The 18,358-nt window shown below is 76.7% G+C and carries 20 protein-coding genes; 10 read left to right on the top strand and 10 right to left on the bottom strand.

All coding sequences use genetic code 11. The annotated features are described in order from the left end of the window. Nucleotide 1 precedes the first annotated feature (1 nt). A complete protein-coding gene (locus WA616_RS20515; protein WP_336032763.1) occupies nt 2–964 on the bottom strand; it encodes an ArsR/SmtB family transcription factor in 963 nt (320 codons plus the stop codon). A 57-nt stretch (nt 965–1,021) separates the two neighbouring features. Between WA616_RS20515 and WA616_RS20510 the strand changes: the two genes are divergently transcribed. The 3 genes from WA616_RS20510 to ychF all read left to right on the top strand — a co-directional run bounded on the left by WA616_RS20510 (nt 1,022) and on the right by ychF (nt 4,779). Then, on the top strand, nt 1,022–2,206 hold the full coding sequence (locus tag WA616_RS20510; protein ID WP_336032762.1) for an MFS transporter: 1,185 nt from the start codon (nt 1,022–1,024) through the stop codon (nt 2,204–2,206). A 67-nt stretch (nt 2,207–2,273) separates the two neighbouring features. Beyond that, complete coding sequence (locus WA616_RS20505) at nt 2,274–3,671, top strand: TonB-dependent receptor (protein ID WP_336032760.1); 1,398 nt, start codon at nt 2,274–2,276, stop codon at nt 3,669–3,671. A 34-nt stretch (nt 3,672–3,705) separates the two neighbouring features. Beyond that, a complete protein-coding gene (gene ychF / locus WA616_RS20500) occupies nt 3,706–4,779 on the top strand; it encodes a redox-regulated ATPase YchF (protein ID WP_336032759.1) in 1,074 nt (357 codons plus the stop codon). On the opposite strand, the gene WA616_RS20495 is transcribed toward ychF, so the two are convergent. From WA616_RS20495 to WA616_RS20485, 3 genes are all read right to left on the bottom strand, one after another. Continuing rightward, on the bottom strand, nt 4,769–4,966 hold the full coding sequence (locus tag WA616_RS20495; protein WP_336032757.1) for a hypothetical protein: 198 nt from the start codon (nt 4,964–4,966) through the stop codon (nt 4,769–4,771). The genes ychF and WA616_RS20495 overlap by 11 nt on opposite strands. Before the next feature lie 100 nt (nt 4,967–5,066). Next, nucleotides 5,067–5,816: a sigma-70 family RNA polymerase sigma factor gene (locus WA616_RS20490; protein WP_336032755.1), complete on the bottom strand. Its 750-nt coding sequence runs from the start codon at nt 5,814–5,816 to the stop codon at nt 5,067–5,069. A gap of 115 nt (nt 5,817–5,931) precedes the next feature. Next, the gene (locus WA616_RS20485; RefSeq protein WP_336032754.1) at nt 5,932–6,525 is read right to left on the bottom strand and encodes a carboxymuconolactone decarboxylase family protein; all 594 of its coding nucleotides are present in this window, start codon (nt 6,523–6,525) and stop codon (nt 5,932–5,934) included. A 151-nt stretch (nt 6,526–6,676) separates the two neighbouring features. Here WA616_RS20485 and WA616_RS20480 point away from each other — a divergent pair, with 151 nt between their 5' ends. Next, nucleotides 6,677–7,609, top strand: coding sequence for a hypothetical protein (locus WA616_RS20480; protein WP_336032752.1), 933 nt, complete (start codon nt 6,677–6,679; stop codon nt 7,607–7,609). A gap of 4 nt (nt 7,610–7,613) precedes the next feature. On the opposite strand, the gene WA616_RS20475 is transcribed toward WA616_RS20480, so the two are convergent. Continuing rightward, nucleotides 7,614–8,033, bottom strand: coding sequence for a hypothetical protein (locus tag WA616_RS20475; RefSeq protein WP_336032750.1), 420 nt, complete (start codon nt 8,031–8,033; stop codon nt 7,614–7,616). 182 nt (nt 8,034–8,215) lie between these two features. Here WA616_RS20475 and WA616_RS20470 point away from each other — a divergent pair, with 182 nt between their 5' ends. After that, nucleotides 8,216–11,083 (top strand): BTAD domain-containing putative transcriptional regulator, encoded by a 2,868-nt coding sequence (locus WA616_RS20470; protein ID WP_336032749.1) that lies wholly within the window; start codon nt 8,216–8,218, stop codon nt 11,081–11,083. Nucleotides 11,084–11,177: 94 nt separating this feature from the next. Continuing rightward, nucleotides 11,178–12,014, top strand: coding sequence for a class I SAM-dependent methyltransferase (locus WA616_RS20465; protein ID WP_336032748.1), 837 nt, complete (start codon nt 11,178–11,180; stop codon nt 12,012–12,014). A gap of 42 nt (nt 12,015–12,056) precedes the next feature. Here the strand turns inward: WA616_RS20465 and WA616_RS20460 are convergent, their stop codons facing one another. Further along, nucleotides 12,057–12,503, bottom strand: coding sequence for a YdeI/OmpD-associated family protein (locus WA616_RS20460; RefSeq protein ID WP_336032747.1), 447 nt, complete (start codon nt 12,501–12,503; stop codon nt 12,057–12,059). A gap of 117 nt (nt 12,504–12,620) precedes the next feature. Between WA616_RS20460 and WA616_RS20455 the strand changes: the two genes are divergently transcribed. Continuing rightward, nucleotides 12,621–13,481, top strand: coding sequence for an SRPBCC family protein (locus WA616_RS20455; protein WP_336032746.1), 861 nt, complete (start codon nt 12,621–12,623; stop codon nt 13,479–13,481). A 31-nt stretch (nt 13,482–13,512) separates the two neighbouring features. On the opposite strand, the gene WA616_RS20450 is transcribed toward WA616_RS20455, so the two are convergent. Then, nucleotides 13,513–13,755, bottom strand: a complete 243-nt coding sequence (locus WA616_RS20450) for a hypothetical protein (RefSeq protein WP_336032744.1) — start codon at nt 13,753–13,755, stop codon at nt 13,513–13,515. A gap of 321 nt (nt 13,756–14,076) precedes the next feature. Here WA616_RS20450 and WA616_RS20445 point away from each other — a divergent pair, with 321 nt between their 5' ends. Beyond that, a complete protein-coding gene (locus WA616_RS20445; protein ID WP_336032743.1) occupies nt 14,077–14,595 on the top strand; it encodes a SigE family RNA polymerase sigma factor in 519 nt (172 codons plus the stop codon). Next, entirely contained in the window at nt 14,592–15,074 is a 483-nt protein-coding gene (locus WA616_RS20440; protein WP_336032741.1) for a hypothetical protein, read from the top strand. Before WA616_RS20445 ends, WA616_RS20440 begins: the two co-directional genes overlap by 4 nt. A 2-nt stretch (nt 15,075–15,076) precedes the next feature. Here WA616_RS20440 and WA616_RS20435 read toward each other — a convergent pair whose 3' ends face one another. Continuing rightward, nucleotides 15,077–16,183, bottom strand: a complete 1,107-nt coding sequence (locus tag WA616_RS20435; protein ID WP_336032740.1) for a winged helix DNA-binding domain-containing protein — start codon at nt 16,181–16,183, stop codon at nt 15,077–15,079. Nucleotides 16,184–16,215: 32 nt separating this feature from the next. After that, a complete protein-coding gene (locus WA616_RS20430; RefSeq protein ID WP_336032739.1) occupies nt 16,216–16,545 on the bottom strand; it encodes a hypothetical protein in 330 nt (109 codons plus the stop codon). Between the two features lie 139 nt (nt 16,546–16,684). Between WA616_RS20430 and WA616_RS20425 the strand changes: the two genes are divergently transcribed. Then, on the top strand, nt 16,685–16,897 hold the full coding sequence (locus tag WA616_RS20425) for a hypothetical protein (RefSeq protein WP_336032737.1): 213 nt from the start codon (nt 16,685–16,687) through the stop codon (nt 16,895–16,897). A gap of 60 nt (nt 16,898–16,957) precedes the next feature. Here the strand turns inward: WA616_RS20425 and WA616_RS20420 are convergent, their stop codons facing one another. Then, the gene (locus WA616_RS20420) at nt 16,958–18,319 is read right to left on the bottom strand and encodes a PRC-barrel domain-containing protein (RefSeq protein ID WP_336032736.1); all 1,362 of its coding nucleotides are present in this window, start codon (nt 18,317–18,319) and stop codon (nt 16,958–16,960) included. Between the last annotated feature and the right edge of the window lie 39 nt (nt 18,320–18,358).

The following is an 18,358-nucleotide window of genomic DNA, read 5'->3' as shown; positions in this document are numbered from 1 at the left end:
GCTATCGGCCCTCGTCGGCGGCCGACAGGAGGGTGCGGCCGGCGTCGCTGCGCCAGTAGAGGACTTCCTGCCCTGACCGGCGCCGCTCCAGCAGCCCGGCGTCGAGCAGCACCCGCAGGTGCCCGCCGACGCTGCCCAGCGGCAGCCCGGTCCGGGCGGTGAGCGCGGACGTGCTCTGCGGGGCGTCGAGCGCGGCGAGCAGCCGGGCGCGGGTGCGGCCGAGCAGCCGCACCAGCGCGTCCGGCAGCGGCGCCGGCCCGCCGGCGAGGACGCCGGTGACGGGGTAGACGACGGCGTAGGTGTCGGGCAGCCGCCAGCTCACCCAGCCGCCCGGCCCGGTGGCGGCGATGAACAGCAGGTCGCGGCCCCGGACGTCGCGCGGCGGGTACGGGGCGGCGTTGACCTGCAGCCGCCCGTTGGCCAGCCAGCGGACGCCGGGGGAGATGCCGTCGAGCGCGGCCGACCAGCCGCCGCCGCTGAGCCGGGTGGTGCGGGAGACGACGTCGGCGCGCAGCACCCGCAGCCGCCGCGGCCACTCGTCGCGCACGGTGTGTTCCCACGTCCACCGGAGCAGCGCGGCGGCGGTGGCGGCGAGGCCGGTCGCGGTGAGCGCGGGCGGCAGCGGGCCGGTGGCCACCTCGAGGTCGGCGCGCACGGCGTCGTCGTCCAGGGACTCGAGGAAGCCGAGTTCCTCGTCGATCGTGAGGTCGGGGGCCGACGGCGGCACGGTGAGGAAGTCGGCGGTCCAGGTGGAACCGAAGGCGGCGTCGAGCAGGGCGGCGCCGACCGGGTCGCCGGCGAGCCGCGCGCGGAATGCGGCCGCGTGGGCGTCGGCCCACGGCCGGTGCCACGGCGGCACCGCGGCCGCGCGGAGCGTCTTCAGCGCGGCCAGGGTCTCGGTGAGCTGGCTGGTGCCGAAGCGGGCGCGCGCCATGACGTCGGCGTCGACGATGAACTCACCCACCTTTCGACCGTAGGCGAAACGGTGGGTCCCCGGCGTCCCCTGCCGGACGGTCGGCCCGTGCTCACTTACCGGGCGCTGTTCGCGTCCCCGGAGTTCCGCGCGCTGTGGACCGCGGGTGCGCTGACGACCGCCGCCTCGACGACGTCGTCGCTGGCCCTGGCCGTGCTCGTGCACCGGACCACCGGCTCGGCGCTGCTCACCGCGGTGGCCATGTTCGGCCCGTCCGCGGCGCAGGCGCTGGGCGCGACGACGCTCATGTCCGCGGCCGACGCGAGCCCGCCGCGGCGCACGCTCCTGCTGGTCGCGGCGGCGTCCACGGCGGCGCTGGCCCTGCAGGCGCCGCCCGGCCTGCCGACGCCGGTACGGCTGCTGCTCGTCGTCGGCGTCGCCTATGTGACCTCGGTCGGGTCGGGCGCGCGGTGGGGCCTGCTGGCCGACGTCGTCCCGGCGGCCGCCTACCCGCTGGCGCGCTCGACGATGAACGTCGCCGTCGGGGCGTTCCAGGTGGTCGGCTTCGCCGTCGGCGGGCTGCTGCTCACCGCGCTGACGACGGCGCAGGTGTTCGTGCTGGCCGCGCTCGTGTCGGCGGCCGCGCTGCCGGTGTTGCGGCTCGGGGTGGCCGAGCGGGCGCCGCGCCGGTCCGGGCGGGCGGGGCTCGCGGAGACGGTGCGCGGCAACCGGCTGCTCCTGGCGCACCGCGACACCCGCACGCTGCTGGTGGCGCTGTGCGTGCCGAACGGGCTCGTCGTCGGTTGCGAGGCGCTGTTCGTGCCGTACGCGGGGGAGCGGGCCGGCTGGCTCCTGGTGGCCGGCGCCGCCGGGATGACGGCCGGCGACCTGGTGGTCGGGCGCTTCCTCACGCCCGCGGCCCGGCGGCGCAGCAACACCGCGCTGCGGCTGCTGCTCGCCGTCCCGTTCCTCGCCTTCGCACTGGCGCCGGGCATCCCGCTGGCCGCCGTGCTGGTGGGCGTGGCGACGGTCGGCTACGCGGCGGCCCTGGCGCAGCAGGAGTGGCTGGTGGCGCTCACGCCCGGGGAGCTGCGCGGGCAGGTGCTCGGGGTGGAGTCGGCGCTGCGGATGACGGGGCAGGGCGTGTTCGCGGCGGCCGCGGGCGCGCTCGCCGACCTGTCGGCCCCCGGCGCGGTGATGGCCGGGCTGGCGGCGGCGTCCGTGCTGGTGTCGCTGGTGCTGGCGCCCGGGCTGCGCCGGGCCGCCCGCGCCGCGACGGCCGTGCCCGCGTGACCGGGTGGTGGGGCCCGGGTCTGGCTACGCTCGCGCTGCACCCGGGCCGCACCGCGAGGGGATCGTCATGGACGCCGGCGTCGACACCCTGCAGAAGGCGTTGCAGGTCAACCTGGACCCGCGCTGGTACGGGACCATCGCCGAGATCGGCGCCGGCCAGGAGGTCGCCCGCTGGTTCTTCCGGGCCGGTGGCGCGGCGGGCACCGTCGCGAAGACGATGTCGGCCTACGACATGTCGGTGAGCGACGCCGTCTACGGCAAGTCCGACCGCTACGTCTCCAAGGGCCGCCTGCAGGCGATGCTGGACCACGAGTTCCAGCTCAACGTCGACCGGCTCGCCGACCAGCGCGGCGACGACACGTCGTTCTTCGCCTTCGCCGACACGGTCGTGGCGCGCAGCTACCGCGGCGGCAACGAGTGCCACGGGTGGATGGGCGTGAAGTTCCAGTCCCACCCGCGCGACGAGCCCAGCCAGGTGGTGCTGCACGTGCGGATGCTCGACGACGAGGCCGCGCTGCAGCAGGAGGCCCTCGGCGTCGTCGGCGTCAACCTGCTGCACGCGGCGTTCTTCCAGCACCACCAGCCCGAGACGCTGGTGGAGAGCCTGCTCGACCGGCTGACCACCGGCCGCATCGAGGTCGACCTCATCGAGCTGTCGGGCATCGAGTTCCGCGCCGTCGACAACCGGGTCATGGCCCTCAAGCTGGTCCAGCTGGGGCTCTCCGGCGCGGCGATGTTCGGCCCCGACCGGCACGTCCTGCAGCCCAGCGAGGTGCTGCGCAAGAAGGCGATCCTGGTCGAGCGCGGCAGCTTCCGGCCGCCCACGGTGGTCAACATCGCGATGCTGGAGGCCGCCCGCGCGCAGTTCGAGGCCGACCCCGCCGTCGCCGGCCGGGAGATCCTGCTGCTCGGCGAGCTGACGATGGCCAACCTGCGGGCCGGCGGGGACGTCGTCGACCGGCGGGACTTCCTCGCCCGCGCCGACCTGCTCGCCGCGTGCGGGCTGACGGTGCTCATCTCGGACTACGTCGCCTACCACCGGCTGGCCGCCTACCTGGCCTGGCGCACCGACGGCCGGATCGGGATGGTCATGGGCGTCCCGAGCCTCATCGACCTGTTCGACGAGGAGTCCCACGCCGCGCTGCCCGGCGGGATCCTGGAGAGCTTCGGCCGGTTGCTGAAGAACGACCTGCGGCTCTACGTGTACCCGATGCTGCAGGAGGGCCGGGTGGTCACCGTGGACACCGTCGAGGTCGCCCCGCAGCTGCGCCCGCTGTTCGACTACCTGAACCAGCGCGGCAGCTTCGTCGGCCTCGACCACGAGCCGGACCACCTGCCGATCCTCAGCCGCGACGTGCTCCGGCAGATCCCGACCGAGGACACGAGCTGGGAGGCGATGGTGCCGGCCGAGGTTGCCGCGCTGATCAAGAAGCGCGGCTTCTTCGGCCACGACCGCTCGCGCTGAGGCCGCCCGGTCGCGCCCCGTAGGCTGGACCCTCGTGAGTCTCACCATCGGGATCGTCGGACTGCCCAACGTCGGCAAGTCGACGCTGTTCAACGCGCTGACCAAGAACGACGTCCTGGCGGCCAACTACCCCTTCGCCACGATCGAGCCGAACGTCGGCGTCGTCGGGGTGCCCGACGAGCGGCTGGGGAAGCTCGCCGAGCTGTTCACCTCGCAGAAGGTCGTGCCGGCGACGGTGTCGTTCGTCGACATCGCCGGCATCGTGCGCGGCGCCAGCGAGGGCCAGGGGCTGGGCAACAAGTTCCTCGCCAACATCCGCGAGAGCGACGCGATCTGCCAGGTCATCCGCGTGTTCACCGACCCCGACGTCGTCCACGTCGAGGGCAAGGTGTCGCCGTCGGACGACATCGAGACGATCAACACCGAGCTCGTCCTGGCCGACCTGCAGACGCTGGAGAAGGCGATCCCGCGGCTGGAGAAGGAGTCGCGCAAGGACAAGGAGCGCGCCGCGCTGCTGGCCGCCGCGCAGTCCGCCGCCGAGATCCTGAACACGGGGCAGACGCTGTTCAGCGCCGGTGTGGACCCCGCGCCGCTGCGCGAGTTGACGCTGCTGACGACCAAGCCGTTCCTGTACGTCTTCAACGTCGACGCCGACGAGCTGGCCAACGAGTCGCTCATCGCCGAGCTGCGGGCGCTGGTGGCGCCGGCCGAGGCGATCCTGCTCGACGCCAAGACCGAGTCCGAGCTCGCCGAGCTGCCGGCCGAGGAGGCCGCGGAGCTGCTGGAGTCGATCGGGCAGAGCGAGCCGGGCCTCGACCAGCTGGCCAAGGTCGGCTTCCGCACGCTGGGGCTGCAGACCTACCTGACGGCTGGCCCGAAGGAGGCGCGCGCTTGGACCATCCCGGTCGGCGCCACTGCGCCCCAGGCCGCCGGGGTCATCCACACCGACTTCCAGCGCGGCTTCATCAAGGCCGAGGTCGTGTCCTACGACCAGCTGATGGAGGCGGGCTCGATGACCGAGGCCAAGTCCCGCGGCTGGGTGCGCATCGAGGGCAAGGACTACGTCATGGCCGACGGCGACGTCGTGGAGTTCCGCTTCAACGTCTGACCGGGCGCCCCTCCGCTCGCGACCTCGCACGGCGTCCCGACCGCACGCCCAGCACGACCGCGCCCAGGGCCAGCAGGACGCCCAGGCCCTGCAGGCCGGGGGAGTCGTCCGCCTCCCCGAGCACGACGGCGGCGATCCCGACGGCCACGGCGAGGAGGGCGACGACGGCGACGGCGGCTGCTCTCATGCGGCGACAGTACATCGACCATCGCCCATTATCCATCGAGGATCGATAGATCTCACCGAGCGCGTCGTCCCCGCCCGAGCTCCGCGGAATCCGCCAGCAGTCACCGGCGCAGGGCGACGGGCTCGTCGAGGCGGCGCAGCTTGTGCGGGTTGCGCGTCGCGTACATGCGCGAGATCCGCCCGTCCTCGACGACGAAGGTGATCGCCGTGTCGAAGGGGCCGCCGCCGTCGATCCGCGCCGCCACCGTGCCGTTGACCAGCGGCGTCGTGATCGTCACGCCGGGCGCCAGCTCGGCGAAGCGGGCCAGCGCCCGGGCCACCCGCAACTGCCCGGTCACCGGGCGCAGCGCCGCCGGCGCCAGCCCGCCGCTGTCGGCCACCACGACGACGTCCGGCGCCAGGACGTCGAGCAGCCCGTCGAGGTCGCCGGAGGTCACCGCGGCGAGGAAGCGGTCCACCACCCTCTGCTGCTCGGCTCGGCTCACCGCCATCCGGGGACGCCGCGCGACCACGTGCTCGCGCGCCCGGTGCGCCACCTGCCGCACCGCGGCGGCCGACTTCCCGACCGCCTCGGCGATCTCGTCGTAGGGCACGTCGAACACCTCGTGCAGCACGAGGACCGCCCGCTCGGTCGGCGACAGCGTCTCCAGCACCGTGAGCATCGCGATCGACACGCTCTCCGCCAGCTCGACGTCGTCGGCCACGTCGGGACCGGTCAGCAGCGGCTCGGGCAGCCACTCGCCGACGTACTCCTCGCGCCGGCGGGCCACGGTGCGCAGCCGGTTGAGCGCCTGGCGGATGACGATCCGCACCAGGTAGGCCCGCGGGTCGCGCACCGCCGCCCGGTCCACCTCCGCCCACCGAGCCAGGTCTCCTGCACCACGTCGTCGGCGTCGGCCGCGGAGCCGAGCATCTCGTAGGCGACGGTGAACAGCAGGCTGCGGTGGGCGGCGAAGGGGTCCTCGGTCATGCGGGGACGACGCCGTCCGCCGACCGCACCGCCAGCGGCGCCAGGCCGCACGACGCCGCGAACTCCTGCGAGCGGATGCCGAGGGCCACGTTGCCCCGAGCGCTCGCGTTCAGAGAGCCGATCCTGGCGGTCAGCTCGACCAGCGCGGCCGCCCCGAGCTCGTCGAGCAGCGCGGCCGACAGCTCGTCGGTGACCGCCGGTGGCGTGGCGCTCATCGCTTCGGCGTACTCCATGACGCGGCGCTCCAACGGCGTGAAGACGGCGGACTCCCGCCAGCGCGGCACCTCGCGGACCTTGGCCTCGTCGAGCCCGCGGCCGCGGCCGAGGAAGTGGTGGAGGTCCAGGCAGAAGCCGCAGCCGATGGTCGCGGCGGACGCCATGGCCGCGTAGGTCGCCAGCGCCGGGTCGAGCCGGTTCCACCCGTCGACCTTCCGGCCGAATGACATCGAGTCCTTGAGCACCGCCGGGTGGTGCCACATGACCGCGGCGCCCTCGGGCACCTGGCCGAGCATCCGGCGGCTGACCGCCTTCAGCAGGGCCCCGTACAGGCCGGTGATCCGGGTCGCCGGGACGCGGGTGCTGCTCGCCATGTCTCCTCCTGGGTGTGTGGCGGTGTCGTCATGGAGACACCGCCGCGGCCCCGGGTGTGACAGACCCTGTCGCACACGGCCCTCGCGGCGTTGCAGAGGGCCCCATCCGCGTTGCAGACGGCCTGCAACGCCCGGGGTCCACCGTCCTCGCATGGCAGGACACCTGTACGAGGCCGACACCATCGACACCCTGGAGGAGCCCGAGGACGTCCGCGAGCAGCCGGCGGAGACCGGAGAGGCGGGACTCGGCCCCGGCCCCCGGCGCCTGCTGGCCGCGTTCGCGCTGTTCACCGCCCTGGCCGCGCACCAGCTGCTGCGACTCGGCGGGCACACCGAGCACACCTGGGCGTGGACCATCCAGGCCCGGCCGACCGTCGCCTTCCTCGGCGCCGCCTACGCCGCCGGCTTCGTCCTCTCGGTCGCCGCGCTGCGGCAGCGCTCCTGGGCGCACGTGCGGGTGGCGGTCGTGACGGTCACCGTCTTCACGGTCCTCACCCTGGCCGCGACGTACTGGCACGCGCACAAGCTGCACCTCACCGCCGCGGACCCGCTGGCGCGCTCGGCGGCCTGGGTCTGGACGGCGGTCTACCTCGCCGTCCCGGTGGCCGGGCTGGTCGTGCTCCTGCGGCAGCCGGCCCACCGGCTCGGCGCCCGCCGCGCCCTGCCCCGGTGGGTCCGGGCGGTGCTCGCCGCGCAGGGCCTCGTGCTCGGCGCCGTCGGCGCCGTCCTGTTCACCAGCGGGCTGAGCGCCCACCACGGGACGCACGTCACGGGCAGCGCCTGGCCGTGGGCCCTGACCCCCCTCAGCGCCCAGGTGGTGGGGGCGTGGCTGGTGGCCCTGGGGGTCGGCGCCGCCCTGGTGGTCCGGGAGACCGACGTCTGCCGGCTGCGCGTCCCGGCGGTCACCTACACCGCGTTCGGCGTCTTCCAGTGGGCGGTGCTGCTCCGGTTCCGCGACGAGCTGGTCGCCGGCCCGGCGCTGTGGGCCTACGCGGCGGTGCTGACCGCCGTCGTCGCGACCGGCGGGTACGGCTGGTGGCTCGTCCGCCGGCAGGGGACGTCGTCCCCCGCTGGCGGACGGTGACCGCTCAGGCGGTGGTGCCGCCGGTGGACCGCGACGGCGGCACCAGCGGGTCCGGCACGGCGCCGGACCCGGCGGCGGCCTGCCCGGAGGCGGCCTCCGCGATCGTCTCGACGTCGGGCGTCCCGAGGGCGGCTGTCCCGCTGGAGGCCGTCCCCGACGACGACGGCGCGCTCGAGGACGTGCCGGACGACGAGGTCCCGGACGACGACGTGCCGCCGCCCGAGGCCGAGCTCGCCAGCTTGTCGATGCTGCTCTGCAGGGGAGCCGGCGCCGCCTCGCGGGCCTTGTCCAGCGTCTGCTGCACCTCCGGGCGGCCCAGGAGGCCCTGCGCCGACGAGACGATCCGCTCGTAGCTCTCCCGACCGGCCCGCGCGCCCAGCACGTACCCGATGCCCAGCCCGATCCCCAGCGTCAGCTTGCCCATGGCTCCTCCGATCTCCGCCGGCCCGGCTCGGTCCGCCGGGCTCCGTCCCGACGCCGCTACCCAGCCCGTGCCGGGTCCACCCCCGCGGCGGCGGCCCGCGCTCCGCGGAGCCTGTCCAGCGCCCCGCGCCGTCGCTAGGGTCGGCCGCGCCGGGAGCGGTCCGCGTGCGGGACGAGGCGGCGATGACAGGCGCAGCACACGTGCACTTCCGGGTCCTCGGACCGCTCACGGTCGAGGGCCCGGGAGGAGCGCTCGCCGTCGGCGGGCACAAGCCGCGGACGCTGCTCGCCGCCCTGCTCGTCGCCCGCGGCGAGGTCGTGCCGGCCGAGCGGCTGGTCTCGGTCCTGTGGGGGGACGGGCCGCCCGACGGCGCGATGACCGCCCTGCGGGCCTACGTCTCGCGCCTGCGCGGCGTCCTCGGCGACGCCGCCCCGCTGCGGCACCGCCCGCCCGGCTACTGCCTGGCCCTGCACACGGCGACGCTGGACGCCGCCGACTTCGAGCAGCGGGTCCGCAGCGCCCGGGCGGCGGCCGCGACCGGCGACCACACGCGGGCGCTGGCCGACCTCGACGCCGCGCTGGCGCTGTGGCGCGGCGACGCGCTCGCCGAGTTCGCGGACGAGGAGTTCGCCGCCCCCGAGGCCGCCCGGCTCACCGAGCTGCGCACCGGCGCCACCGCAGACCGCGCGGACGCGCTGGTGGCGCTGGGCCGGTCCGCGGAGGCGGTGCCCGAGCTGGAGGCACTGGTGCGCGCCCACCCGTCCTGGGAGCGGCCCGCCGTGACGCTCATGCGGGCCCGCTACGCGACCGGGCGCCAGGCCGACGCGCTCGCCGCCTTCCACGAGCTGCGGGCCCGCCTCGACGACGAGCTCGGCGTGGAGCCGGCCGCACCCGCGCAGGACCTCTACCGCCGGATCCTCGTCCACGACCCCGCCCTCACCGCGACGCCGCGGCCGGGCAACCTGCCGCGCCGCGCGAGCGGCTTCGTGGGCCGCGACCGCGAGTCTGCGGGCGTGCTGGCCGCGCTGCGCGAGGGCCCGCTGGTCACGCTGACCGGCGTCGGGGGAGCGGGGAAGTCGCGGCTCGCGGTGGAGGTCGCCGGCCGCGACCGGGCCCGCTTCGACGACGGGGCGTGGCTGTGCGAGCTCGCCGCCCTGCCCGAGGACAGCCCGGTGGGCGACGCGGTGTCGGCGGCGCTCGGCATCCGCCAGCGGTCGGGCCTGTCGGTGGAGCAGACGGTGCTGGAGTACCTGCGCCCGCGGTCGCTGCTGCTCGTCGTCGACAACTGCGAGCACGTGCTGGCGCACGCGGCCGCCCTCGTCGGGGCGATCGTGCAGCACTGTCCCGGCGTCGTGGTCCTCGCGACCAGCCGCGAGCCGCTCGGCGTCGACGGCGAGCAGGTCTGGCCGGTGCCGCCGCTGCCGCTCGCGGACGCCACCGCGCTGTTCGTCCAGCGCGCCCGCGCGGCGACGCCGGACTTCCGGCTCGACCCCGCCGCGGCGGACGCCGTCGCCGCCATCTGCGCCCGCCTCGACGGCCTGCCGCTGGGCATCGAGCTCGCGGCCGCACGGATGCGGGTGATGAGCCCGGCCGAGGTGGCCGCCCGGCTGGAGGACGGGCCGCTGCTCGGTGGCGGCCGCGGGCCGGTGCCCCGCCACCAGAGCCTGGCCGCCGCGATCGAGTGGTCCTACCGGCTGCTGTCCGGGCCCGAGCAGCGGCTGTTCCGGGGCATGTCCGTGTTCGCCGGTGGGGCGGACCTCCGGGCGGTGCACGGCGTCGCCGACCCCGGCGCCGGCGAGGACGACGTCCTGGACCGGCTGACCCGGCTCGTCGACCGGTCGATGGTGGTGGCCCGCAGCGGGGTGCACAGCCGCTACGGGCTGCTGGAGACCCTGCGCGCCTACGGGCGGTCGCGCGCCGCGGACGCCGGCGAGACCGCCGCGCTCACCCGGCGGCACGTGGAGTACCACGTCGACTACGCCGAGCGGGCCGGCGCGGGGCTGCAGAGCCCGGACGAGCGGGCGTGGGCCGACGAGGCCCTCGGCGTCTACGACGACCTGCGGGCGGCGTTCACCCGGGCGGCCGCCGACGCCGAGTGGGACCTCGCCGTGCGGCTGGTCGCGGCGGTGCCGGAGCTCGTGCACCTGCGCGTGGGCTACGAGGCCTACGCCTGGGCCGAGCAGTTGCTGCCGGTGGTCGACCCCGGCCACCCGAGCTACGCCGCGGCCGTCGGGGCCGCGGCCCGCGGCGCGTGGAACCGGGGCGACTTCCCGCACGCCGTGGCGACGGCGCGGCTGGCGGGGGACCGCCGTCCACCGCCGGGGACCCCGCGCATCGCCTACCCGCACGACGTGCTGGCCGACGTGGCGCTGTACGAGGGCGACGTGGCTCGTGCGCTGGCGCACTACACGGCCGAGTCGGAGCGGGCCCGCGGCGACGGCGACCGCATCCGGCTGGTCTGGACGCTGTACTACGTCGCGGTCTGCCACGCGGTGGGCCGGCACCCCGAGGAGGGTCTGGCCGCGGCGCGGGAGAGCCTCGACGTCGCGGAGGCCACCGCCAACCCGACCGCCCTGTCGATGGCCCGCTACGCCCTCGGGCTGGTGCTCAAGAAGTCCGACCCCGACTCCGCCCTCGCGCTGTTCGACGAGGCGGAGGAACTGGCGGCCGCCGTCCGCAACTTCTGGTGGCAGGGGATCGCGATGATGGAGGGCGCCGCGACCCGGGCCGTGCACGGCGACCCGGTGGAGGCCGCGCGGGCGCTGGTCGCCGTCCTCGCGCACTGGGACCGGGTAGGGGACGCCACCCAGCAGTGGCTCAACCTGCGCTACGTCGCCCGGCTGCTGCAGCGGGTCTCCGCCACGGCCGACGCCGCCACGCTGCACCGCCACCTCGTCGCCGCCGGCAAGCCCTCGCCGCTCGGTCCGCCGACCGCCCCGGGGAACGGGCGCCGCGCCGACCCCCGGGCGGCCGAGGCCGCCGCCGTCGCCTCCGCCCGCGCCTCGCTCGGCCGGGTCCTGTCCGGGGAGCTCGCGACCGGCCGGGCGTGACCGTGCATCCCCGGTGCAGCCGATCTGCAACGCACCGGGGCCACCGTCGTCGCGTGCCGGGACGACCCGGGAGACGACGGAGGAGACGACAGAGATGACCGACACCCTCGACGCGGTCGCCGCCGACCGCGCCCTCAAGGCGAGGCACCGGGCGATGTGGGGCCTGGGCGACTACCCGTCGGTGGCCCGCGACCTCATCCCGGAGCTGGGCCGCGTCCTGGTCGAGGCCGCCGGGGTCGGCCGCGGCGAGCGGGTCCTCGACGTGGCGGCCGGCACGGGCAACGCCGCCGTCCCGGCCGCGCTCACCGGCGCGCAGGTGGTGGCCTCCGACCTGACGCCGGAGCTGTTCGAGGCCGGCCGCGAGTCCGCCGCCCGCGCCGGCGCCGAGCTCACCTGGGAGGAGGGGGACGCCGAGGCGCTGCCGTACGGGGACGCGAGCTTCGACGTCGTCCTGTCCTGTGTCGGCGTGATGTTCGCGCCGCACCACCAGCGGGCCGCCGACGAGCTGGTGCGGGTGTGCCGTCCCGGCGGGCGGATCGGGCTCGTCAGCTGGACGCCGGAGGGCTTCGTCGGCGAGATGTTCACGACGATGAAGCCGTACGCGCCGCCGCCCCCGCCCGGCGGGCAGCCGCCGCCGCTGTGGGGCGACGAGCAGCACGTCCGCGACCTGCTCGGCGACCGGGTCACCGACGTCGTCGCGCGCCGGCAGGTGGTGACCGCGAGCGGCTGGCCCTCGGCGGAGGCGTGGCGCGACCACTGGAAGACCGTCTACGGGCCGACGATCGCCGTCTACCGGCACATCGCCGACGACCCCGACCGGGTCGCGGCCCTCGACCGCGACCTGGCCGCGCTCGCCGCGCGCTACGACCGCGGCACCGACGGCCTCGTCCTCGACTGGGAGTACCTGCTGCTCACCGCGCGCCGCGTCTGAGCACCCCGCGCCCGGCCGCTCCGGCGGCCGGGCGGAGCGGGCCTAGCCCGACAGGGCGGCGACGACGGCGGAGACCCGGCGGGCGCGGGTCTCGGGCTTCTTGGCCTCGGTCACCGAGCGGGCGTGCTCCTTGCGGTGCGAGTAGGCGAGCGCGTCGAACGCGTCGCGCACGCCGGCGGCCGTGAGCGCCTCGGCGAGGTCGTCGGGCACCTCGACGGTGCGCTCCGCGGCGTCGTGCACGAGGACGACGTCGACGGTGTCACCGGTGTCCACGCCGAGGGCGGCCCGGCGCTCCTTGCTCAGCCCGACGAGGTTCTCGCCGCCCATCCGCGCGAGCCGCGCCTCGACGGTCGCGGCGCCGATGGTGATCCGCACCGGGAAGGCCTTCGCGCCGCCGCCGAGGGAGGCCGCCTGCTCGTCGGTGAGCACGATCGCCGCCGCCGGCCCGCGCCGCTCGAGGGTCGTCGTCAACCGCAGTTCCGAGGTCACCCCGACACCCTGACGCGCAGGTGCCTGCACGGGAAGTCCCCGTGCGGGGGTCCCATCCCCGTTTCGGCGGGAGTGGTGCCGGTCACATCCCTCCCTGAGACGTCGGAGGACGGAGGGATGGCGATGACCACCAAGGTGGAGAAGTCGATCCAGGTGGACGTGCCGCTGCGCACGGCCTACGACCAGTGGACCCAGTTCGAGGACTTCCCGCACTTCATGGGCGGGGTGAAGGAGGTCCGGCAGCTGACCGACCAGCGGCTGCACTGGGTCGCCGAGATCGCCGGCGTGCGCCGCGAGTGGGAGGCCGCCGTCCTCGAGCAGGACCCCGACCGGAAGGTCGCCTGGGCCGCCACCAGCGGCGCGACCAACGCCGGCGCCGTCCGCTTCGAGGCCGCCGGGCCCGACTCGACCATCGTCTACCTGGAGCTCGAGTACGAGCCGGAGGGCCTGGTCGAGCAGGTGGGCGACAAGCTCGGCATCGTCGAGCGTCAGGTGCGCTCGGACCTCGAGCGGTTCAAGTCGCTGGTCGAGAGCCAGGGCTACGCGTCGGGCTCCTGGCGCGGGTCGGTCAACGAGCACGTCGACGTCGGCACCCCGGGTGTGAACGACGCCTACGGCTCCGCGGGCGACAAGGGCAAGGCGGGGATCTCGCCGACGACGGTCGCGGCCGGCGTCGCGGCGGTGGCCGGTGCCGCGGTGGCCGGGGTGGCCGCGGCGACGTCCGGCAAGCAGGAGACGACGCCGGCCCCGACGCCTGCCGAGACGCCCACGGCCGGGACGACCACGCAGGAGGGCGTCGTCCAGCCGCAGGAGGTCACCGTCGTCGAGCAGCCGCCGCCGGACGCGGTCGTGCGCGACGACGTCCTGGTGCCGGAGTCCGACGACCAGGGCTACACGGCCGGCCCGTCCACCGAGGGTGTCGAGCACGGCACGCGCCGGGACGGCGACGACCCGATGCTCGGCGGCGGCAGCCGCTGAGCGACGCAGGCGCGGGGTGACCGGTCGCCGGTCACCCCGCGTCGCTGCACAGCGCCTGCTGCTCCGGGTGCACCACGAGGGTCGGGAAGGCTCCCGGACCAGACGTGGCGACGGTGGAGGCGGTGGCGCCGAAGGCCGGTCCCAGCGTCTGCGCCAGACCGGCCACGTTCTGGCCGAACGCCTTGCAGCCGCCGGGCGCGGCCGCGGCCACTCCCGGGGCGAGGGCGAGCAGGCCGGCGGTACCGGCGACGACGAGGACGCGGACGGTTCTCACGGGACCTCCCGGGATCGCGGTGACGTCCCCGGCGAGGGTCCTCGCGCGCGCCCCGGGCGGGGAGGGTGCGGACGCCGGCGGCGAGCGGTCCCGCCGGGCCGCCACCGGCGGTCACGACGCACCGGCGGGGCGTGTCCGCGGCACGGAGTAGGCCCACACCGGGGGGTCACCGCGTCTCCCTGGTGTGGGACGTCCGCGGCGGGGCCCCGACGACCGCCCGCTCCTCCGGTGGGAGCGGGCGGCCGTCGTGCTGCTCGCGGCCGTCTGCCTCGCGGGTGTCCTCGCCACCGCGGGGGTGGCCCCGTGGTGAGGTCGTCCCCGATGCACGGCACCGGGGACGACGACTTCACCGACTTCGTCCTCGAGCACCGTGCCGCGCTGCTGCGCACCGCCTGCCTGCTCACCGCCGACCGCGGGCTGGGCGAGGACCTCGTGCAGGTGGCGCTGCTGCGGAGCTACTCGCGCTGGGACCGGGTGCGGGCCGCGGACGACCCGCTCGCCTACGTGCACCGGGTGATGGTCAACGCGCACCTGAGCTGGCGCCGCCGGCTGTCGAGCACCGAGCGGCCGGTCGACACGGTGCCCGACGCCGGGGGAGGGGACCCGCAGGCCGGGCACGCGGTCACCGAGGACGTGCGCCGCGCGCTGCAGCGGCTGTCCCCGCGGGTGCGCACCGCGCTGGTGCTGCGCTACTTCGCCGACCACAGCGAGGCCGAGACCGCCCGGCTGATGGGCTGCTCGGTGAGCACCGTCGGCAACCACGTCCGCAAGGGCCTGGCCGTCCTGCGGACCGTGCTGGCCGCCGGCGAGGAGACCGCGCCGCCGAGGAGGACCCGATGACCGACGACGACCGCGTGCGTGCCTCCCTCGCCGCGCTCGCCGACGACCTCGCCGGCGACCCGGGGGCGGTCACCCCGGAGCGCGTCCGCGCCGCGCACCGCCGTGGCCGGCAGGTGCGGGCGACCGTCGCCGCGGTGGCGCTCGCCGTCGTCGTGCTGGTCGGCGGGCTGCCGCTGCTGGCGGGCCGGCTGGCCGCCCCGGACGGCGAGGGCGCCGGCCCCGCGGGCACCAGCGCGCCGGCGATGACGCCGTCGGGCACGCCCTCTCCGACCGTGCAGTCCTCGGTCACCCCCACGTCGCCGCCGCCGGGTTACGCCGACCTGCTCGCGGTGCGGGACTGCCTCGTCGGCGCCGGCTTCGCCCCCGACCCGCCGGTGACCCGGGAGGAGTTCCTCGCCGGCGCGGACTGGTCGCCCTACGACGGGCTGACCGAGCAGGACGCGGCCGACGGCGCGGCCGCCTGCCCCGTGCCCGGCTGAGGTCAGCCGACCGTCAGCGCGCCGGGGACGCCGTCGCCCAGGAAGGCGGCCAGCCGGGTGCCCTCCTCCTCGACCTCCGTGCGCTCGGCCGGGGTGAGCGCGCGCAGCGGGGAGACGGCGACGTCGACGCCGCCGTCGTCGCGCCCGGCGCTGGTCCAGATGGCCGAGACCGTGCCGTCGACCAGCACGAAGCGGGCCCCCGCCACGCTGAGCCCGCGGTGCTCGTCGGCGACCACCCGGGACCGGTCGTCGTAGCCGAGCACGGCGTTGTCGAAGGCGGGCAGGAAGCGCACCGGGGCGGGCTCGCCGGGCTCGGGCAGCGGTCCGTCGTCGACGTCGAGCAGTTCGCGGCCGCGCTCGTCGCGGAACGACCGCAGCCGCGGCCGCAGCCGGGTGACGACGGCGGGCAGGCCGGACAGCCCGCACCACGCGCGCAGGTCGGCGCTCGCGGCCGGGCCGTAGGCGCGCAGGTAGCGCAGCACCAGCGCCTCGAGGACGTCGTCGTCCGGCCCGTCGGCCACGTCGCGCCCCAGCCAGGCGCGCACCGTGGTGGTGCGGGCCGGCGCCTGCCTGCGCCACAGCCCGCGCGGCGTCGTCTGCACGAGCGGCACGAGGCTCGACAGCGCGTCGCCGAGGTCGCGGGCCGCCGCGTCGGGCCAGCGCCCGGCGAGCAGCCGGCCGACCTCAGGCAGCAGCCGCGGTTCCTCGGCGAACAGCGGCTCTCCCGCGGCGGCGAGCTCGGCGAGGTCGACCCCGGGCAGGCGGCGGCCGAGCGTGCCGGTCATCCGCGCGAGCAGCATCGGCTGGTGCACCGGCCGCAGCGCCAGGCAGTCCTCGGCGGTGACCAGGTGCAGCGTGCGGCGCATCAGCTGCGTGCGGACGACCCGGCGCGACTCGAGCAGCCCGTCGAGCTCGGCCGGGCGGAACCCGGCCAGCCGCGACCACAGGCCGACGTGCGGCTCCTGCGGCTCCTGCGCCTGCAGGCCGGCCAGGTGGTCGACGGCGGCGAAGGCGTCCCGCTCGTCGCGGCGCAGCAGCAGCTGCCGGGCCAGCGTGGCCCGGTTGAGCGCGCGCCGGCCGAGCACCTCGGCTCCCCGGCGCGTGCCCACCCCCGCTGTCTACCGCGGGGGACCGACAGCTGTCAGGCGGCCAGCGGGTGGTGGTGGCAGCGGCCGCCGCTCGTGGCGCGCGCGGCGCAGGGCGCGCCGGCCTTCGTCACGCCGCCGGTGTCGCCGCAGCGGGCCGGGGCGGCCGGCGCCTCGACGACCTGCTCGACCGGCTGCGCCGGACGGGGGAAGGGCAGGACGACGGCGTCCTGCTCGACGACGACCGCCAGCTCCGCGACGGCGGGAGCGGCAGCGACGGCGGCCGGCGCGGCGACCGGGCGGGCGGCCCGGCGGTGCAGGGCCGAGGCGGCGGTCAGGCCGGCGGCGAAGGCGGCGAGGGCGGTGGCGACGTGGCTGGCGCGCATGTGCGTTCCATCGGCGGACGGCGCTCCCGCGCAGAACGCGGTCGTCACACCCGCCACTCGTGTCCCAGCTCACCCGGTCAGGTGTGTCGGAGTTGCTCAGCGGCCCGCTCGGCGCCCGGCCGCCCTACCGTCGGCAAGCGTGACGGACGACGCGACCGGTACCGCCCGCCGGGCCCGCCCGGCCTGGCCGGTGTGGGCGGTCAGCGTGCTCGCCCTGCTCGCGCTCGCGGTGTGGGCCGACGGCGCGGACGTCGCGTACCTCGTGATCGGCGCGGTGGCCGGGGGCCTGGGCGCGCTCGTCGCGATCCGGTTGGTCGGCCGCCGGCGACGTCACCCGACCGCGATCCGGTGACGAACGAGGTCCGGCGGGCGCGGCGCTTCCTGGCCGCGCACCCGCCGGACCTCGAGGCGGTCAGCTCCGGCCGGTGACCCGGCCCGCGAGCTGCTGGATCTGCCCGTAGTCGCCGTAGCCGGCGCCCACGACGTACCCGGCACCCAGGCCCGCGCCGAGCGCGGTCATCCGCACGAGGCGCTTGCCCTTCTTCTTCAGCCGGTGACCGGCCTCGGCGACCTCCTCGGGCACCTGCCCGACGGCGCGCTCGGCGCGCATCGCCGCCCGCAGCCCGGTCTGCCCGATCTCGGCGCCGGCCTCGGCCGCCTTGGTCACGGCCGCGGCGGCCAGCCCGGCACCCGCGCCCAGCGCCTGCCGGGCCACCTCGGCGCCCGCGTTCGCCCCGGTCTGCAGCGCGTGGCCGGTGGTGGCGAGCAGGGGAGCGGCCGCGGCGGCGCCGGAGCGGGTGGCCCCGAGGACCTGCGCGGCCGCGTTGCTGACGGCGGGCCCGGCGGCGGCCGCCCCCGAGCGGGTGGCCTCCCGCACCTGCTGCACGGCACCGCTCACGGCGGGGCCGGCGGCGGCCGCGCCGGAGCGGGTCGCCTCGCGCACCTGGTGCACGGCGCCGGTCACCACGGGCGCAGCCGCGGCCGTCACCTGCTCGATGCGCGCGCGGCCGGTGGCCGGCACCGAGGCGGCGGACCGCCGGGCCTTGGCCGCCTTCCGCCCGGCCTTCGCCGCCTTCCGCCCGGTCTCCCGGCCGGCCCGCGAGACCGAGCGGGACGCCGAGCGCTGCGCCTTCCGCGCCGTCCGCCGCGCGCCCCGGGAGACCCGGGCCGTCGGCTGCTGCCGGCGGCGCAGCAGGGCGAACACGACGGCGCCGACGGCCAGCGCGGCGGCCACGGCCGCCCCGATCCGGCCGGCCGCACCGCCCGCCGGCTGCTCCGTGCGGCCGAAGTCGCGGTCACCGGGCTGCGCCACCGGCGGCGGGGCCGGCAGCTCCTCGGCGACGGGCGCGGCGTCGGCCGGCGCGTCGGGCAGCGGCACCGGGTCGGTGTCCGGGCCGCCGACGACCGTCGCCGCCTCGGGCTCCGCGCCCTCCGCGGGCAGCAGGCTGTCGGACTCCGAGGTCGTCGCCCGGATGCCGTAGTGCCGGTAGAGCGCGGCCTCCTGGTCGGTGCTGAGCTCCCGGCTCTCGCCGTAGCGCGGCGCGCCGTCGACGAGTCCCCGCTCCACGGCGACCTGCACGTGCTCCCCGGAGCCGGCGGCGCCGACCAGCGGGACGACGACGGTCGACCCGGCGTGCTCGGCGTAGAGCCACTCGGGCTGCCCGGTGTCCTCGTCGGCCAGCAGCGCCGTCACCGTGCCGATCTCGTTGCCGTCGCGGTCGACGACGGTCTTGCCGATCCAGTCCGTGACCTGGTCCCTGTCGGGCAGTGTCATCGCGTCTCCCCACCTGAGGGCCGGGCCCTCTTGGCCCGG

Source organism: Geodermatophilus sp. FMUSA9-8 (genome assembly GCF_037034165.1).
GTDB classification, from domain to species: domain Bacteria; phylum Actinomycetota; class Actinomycetes; order Mycobacteriales; family Geodermatophilaceae; genus Geodermatophilus; species Geodermatophilus nigrescens.
Note: the sequence above shows the minus strand (reverse complement) of the source record. Positions and strands in the feature narration are given on the sequence as shown.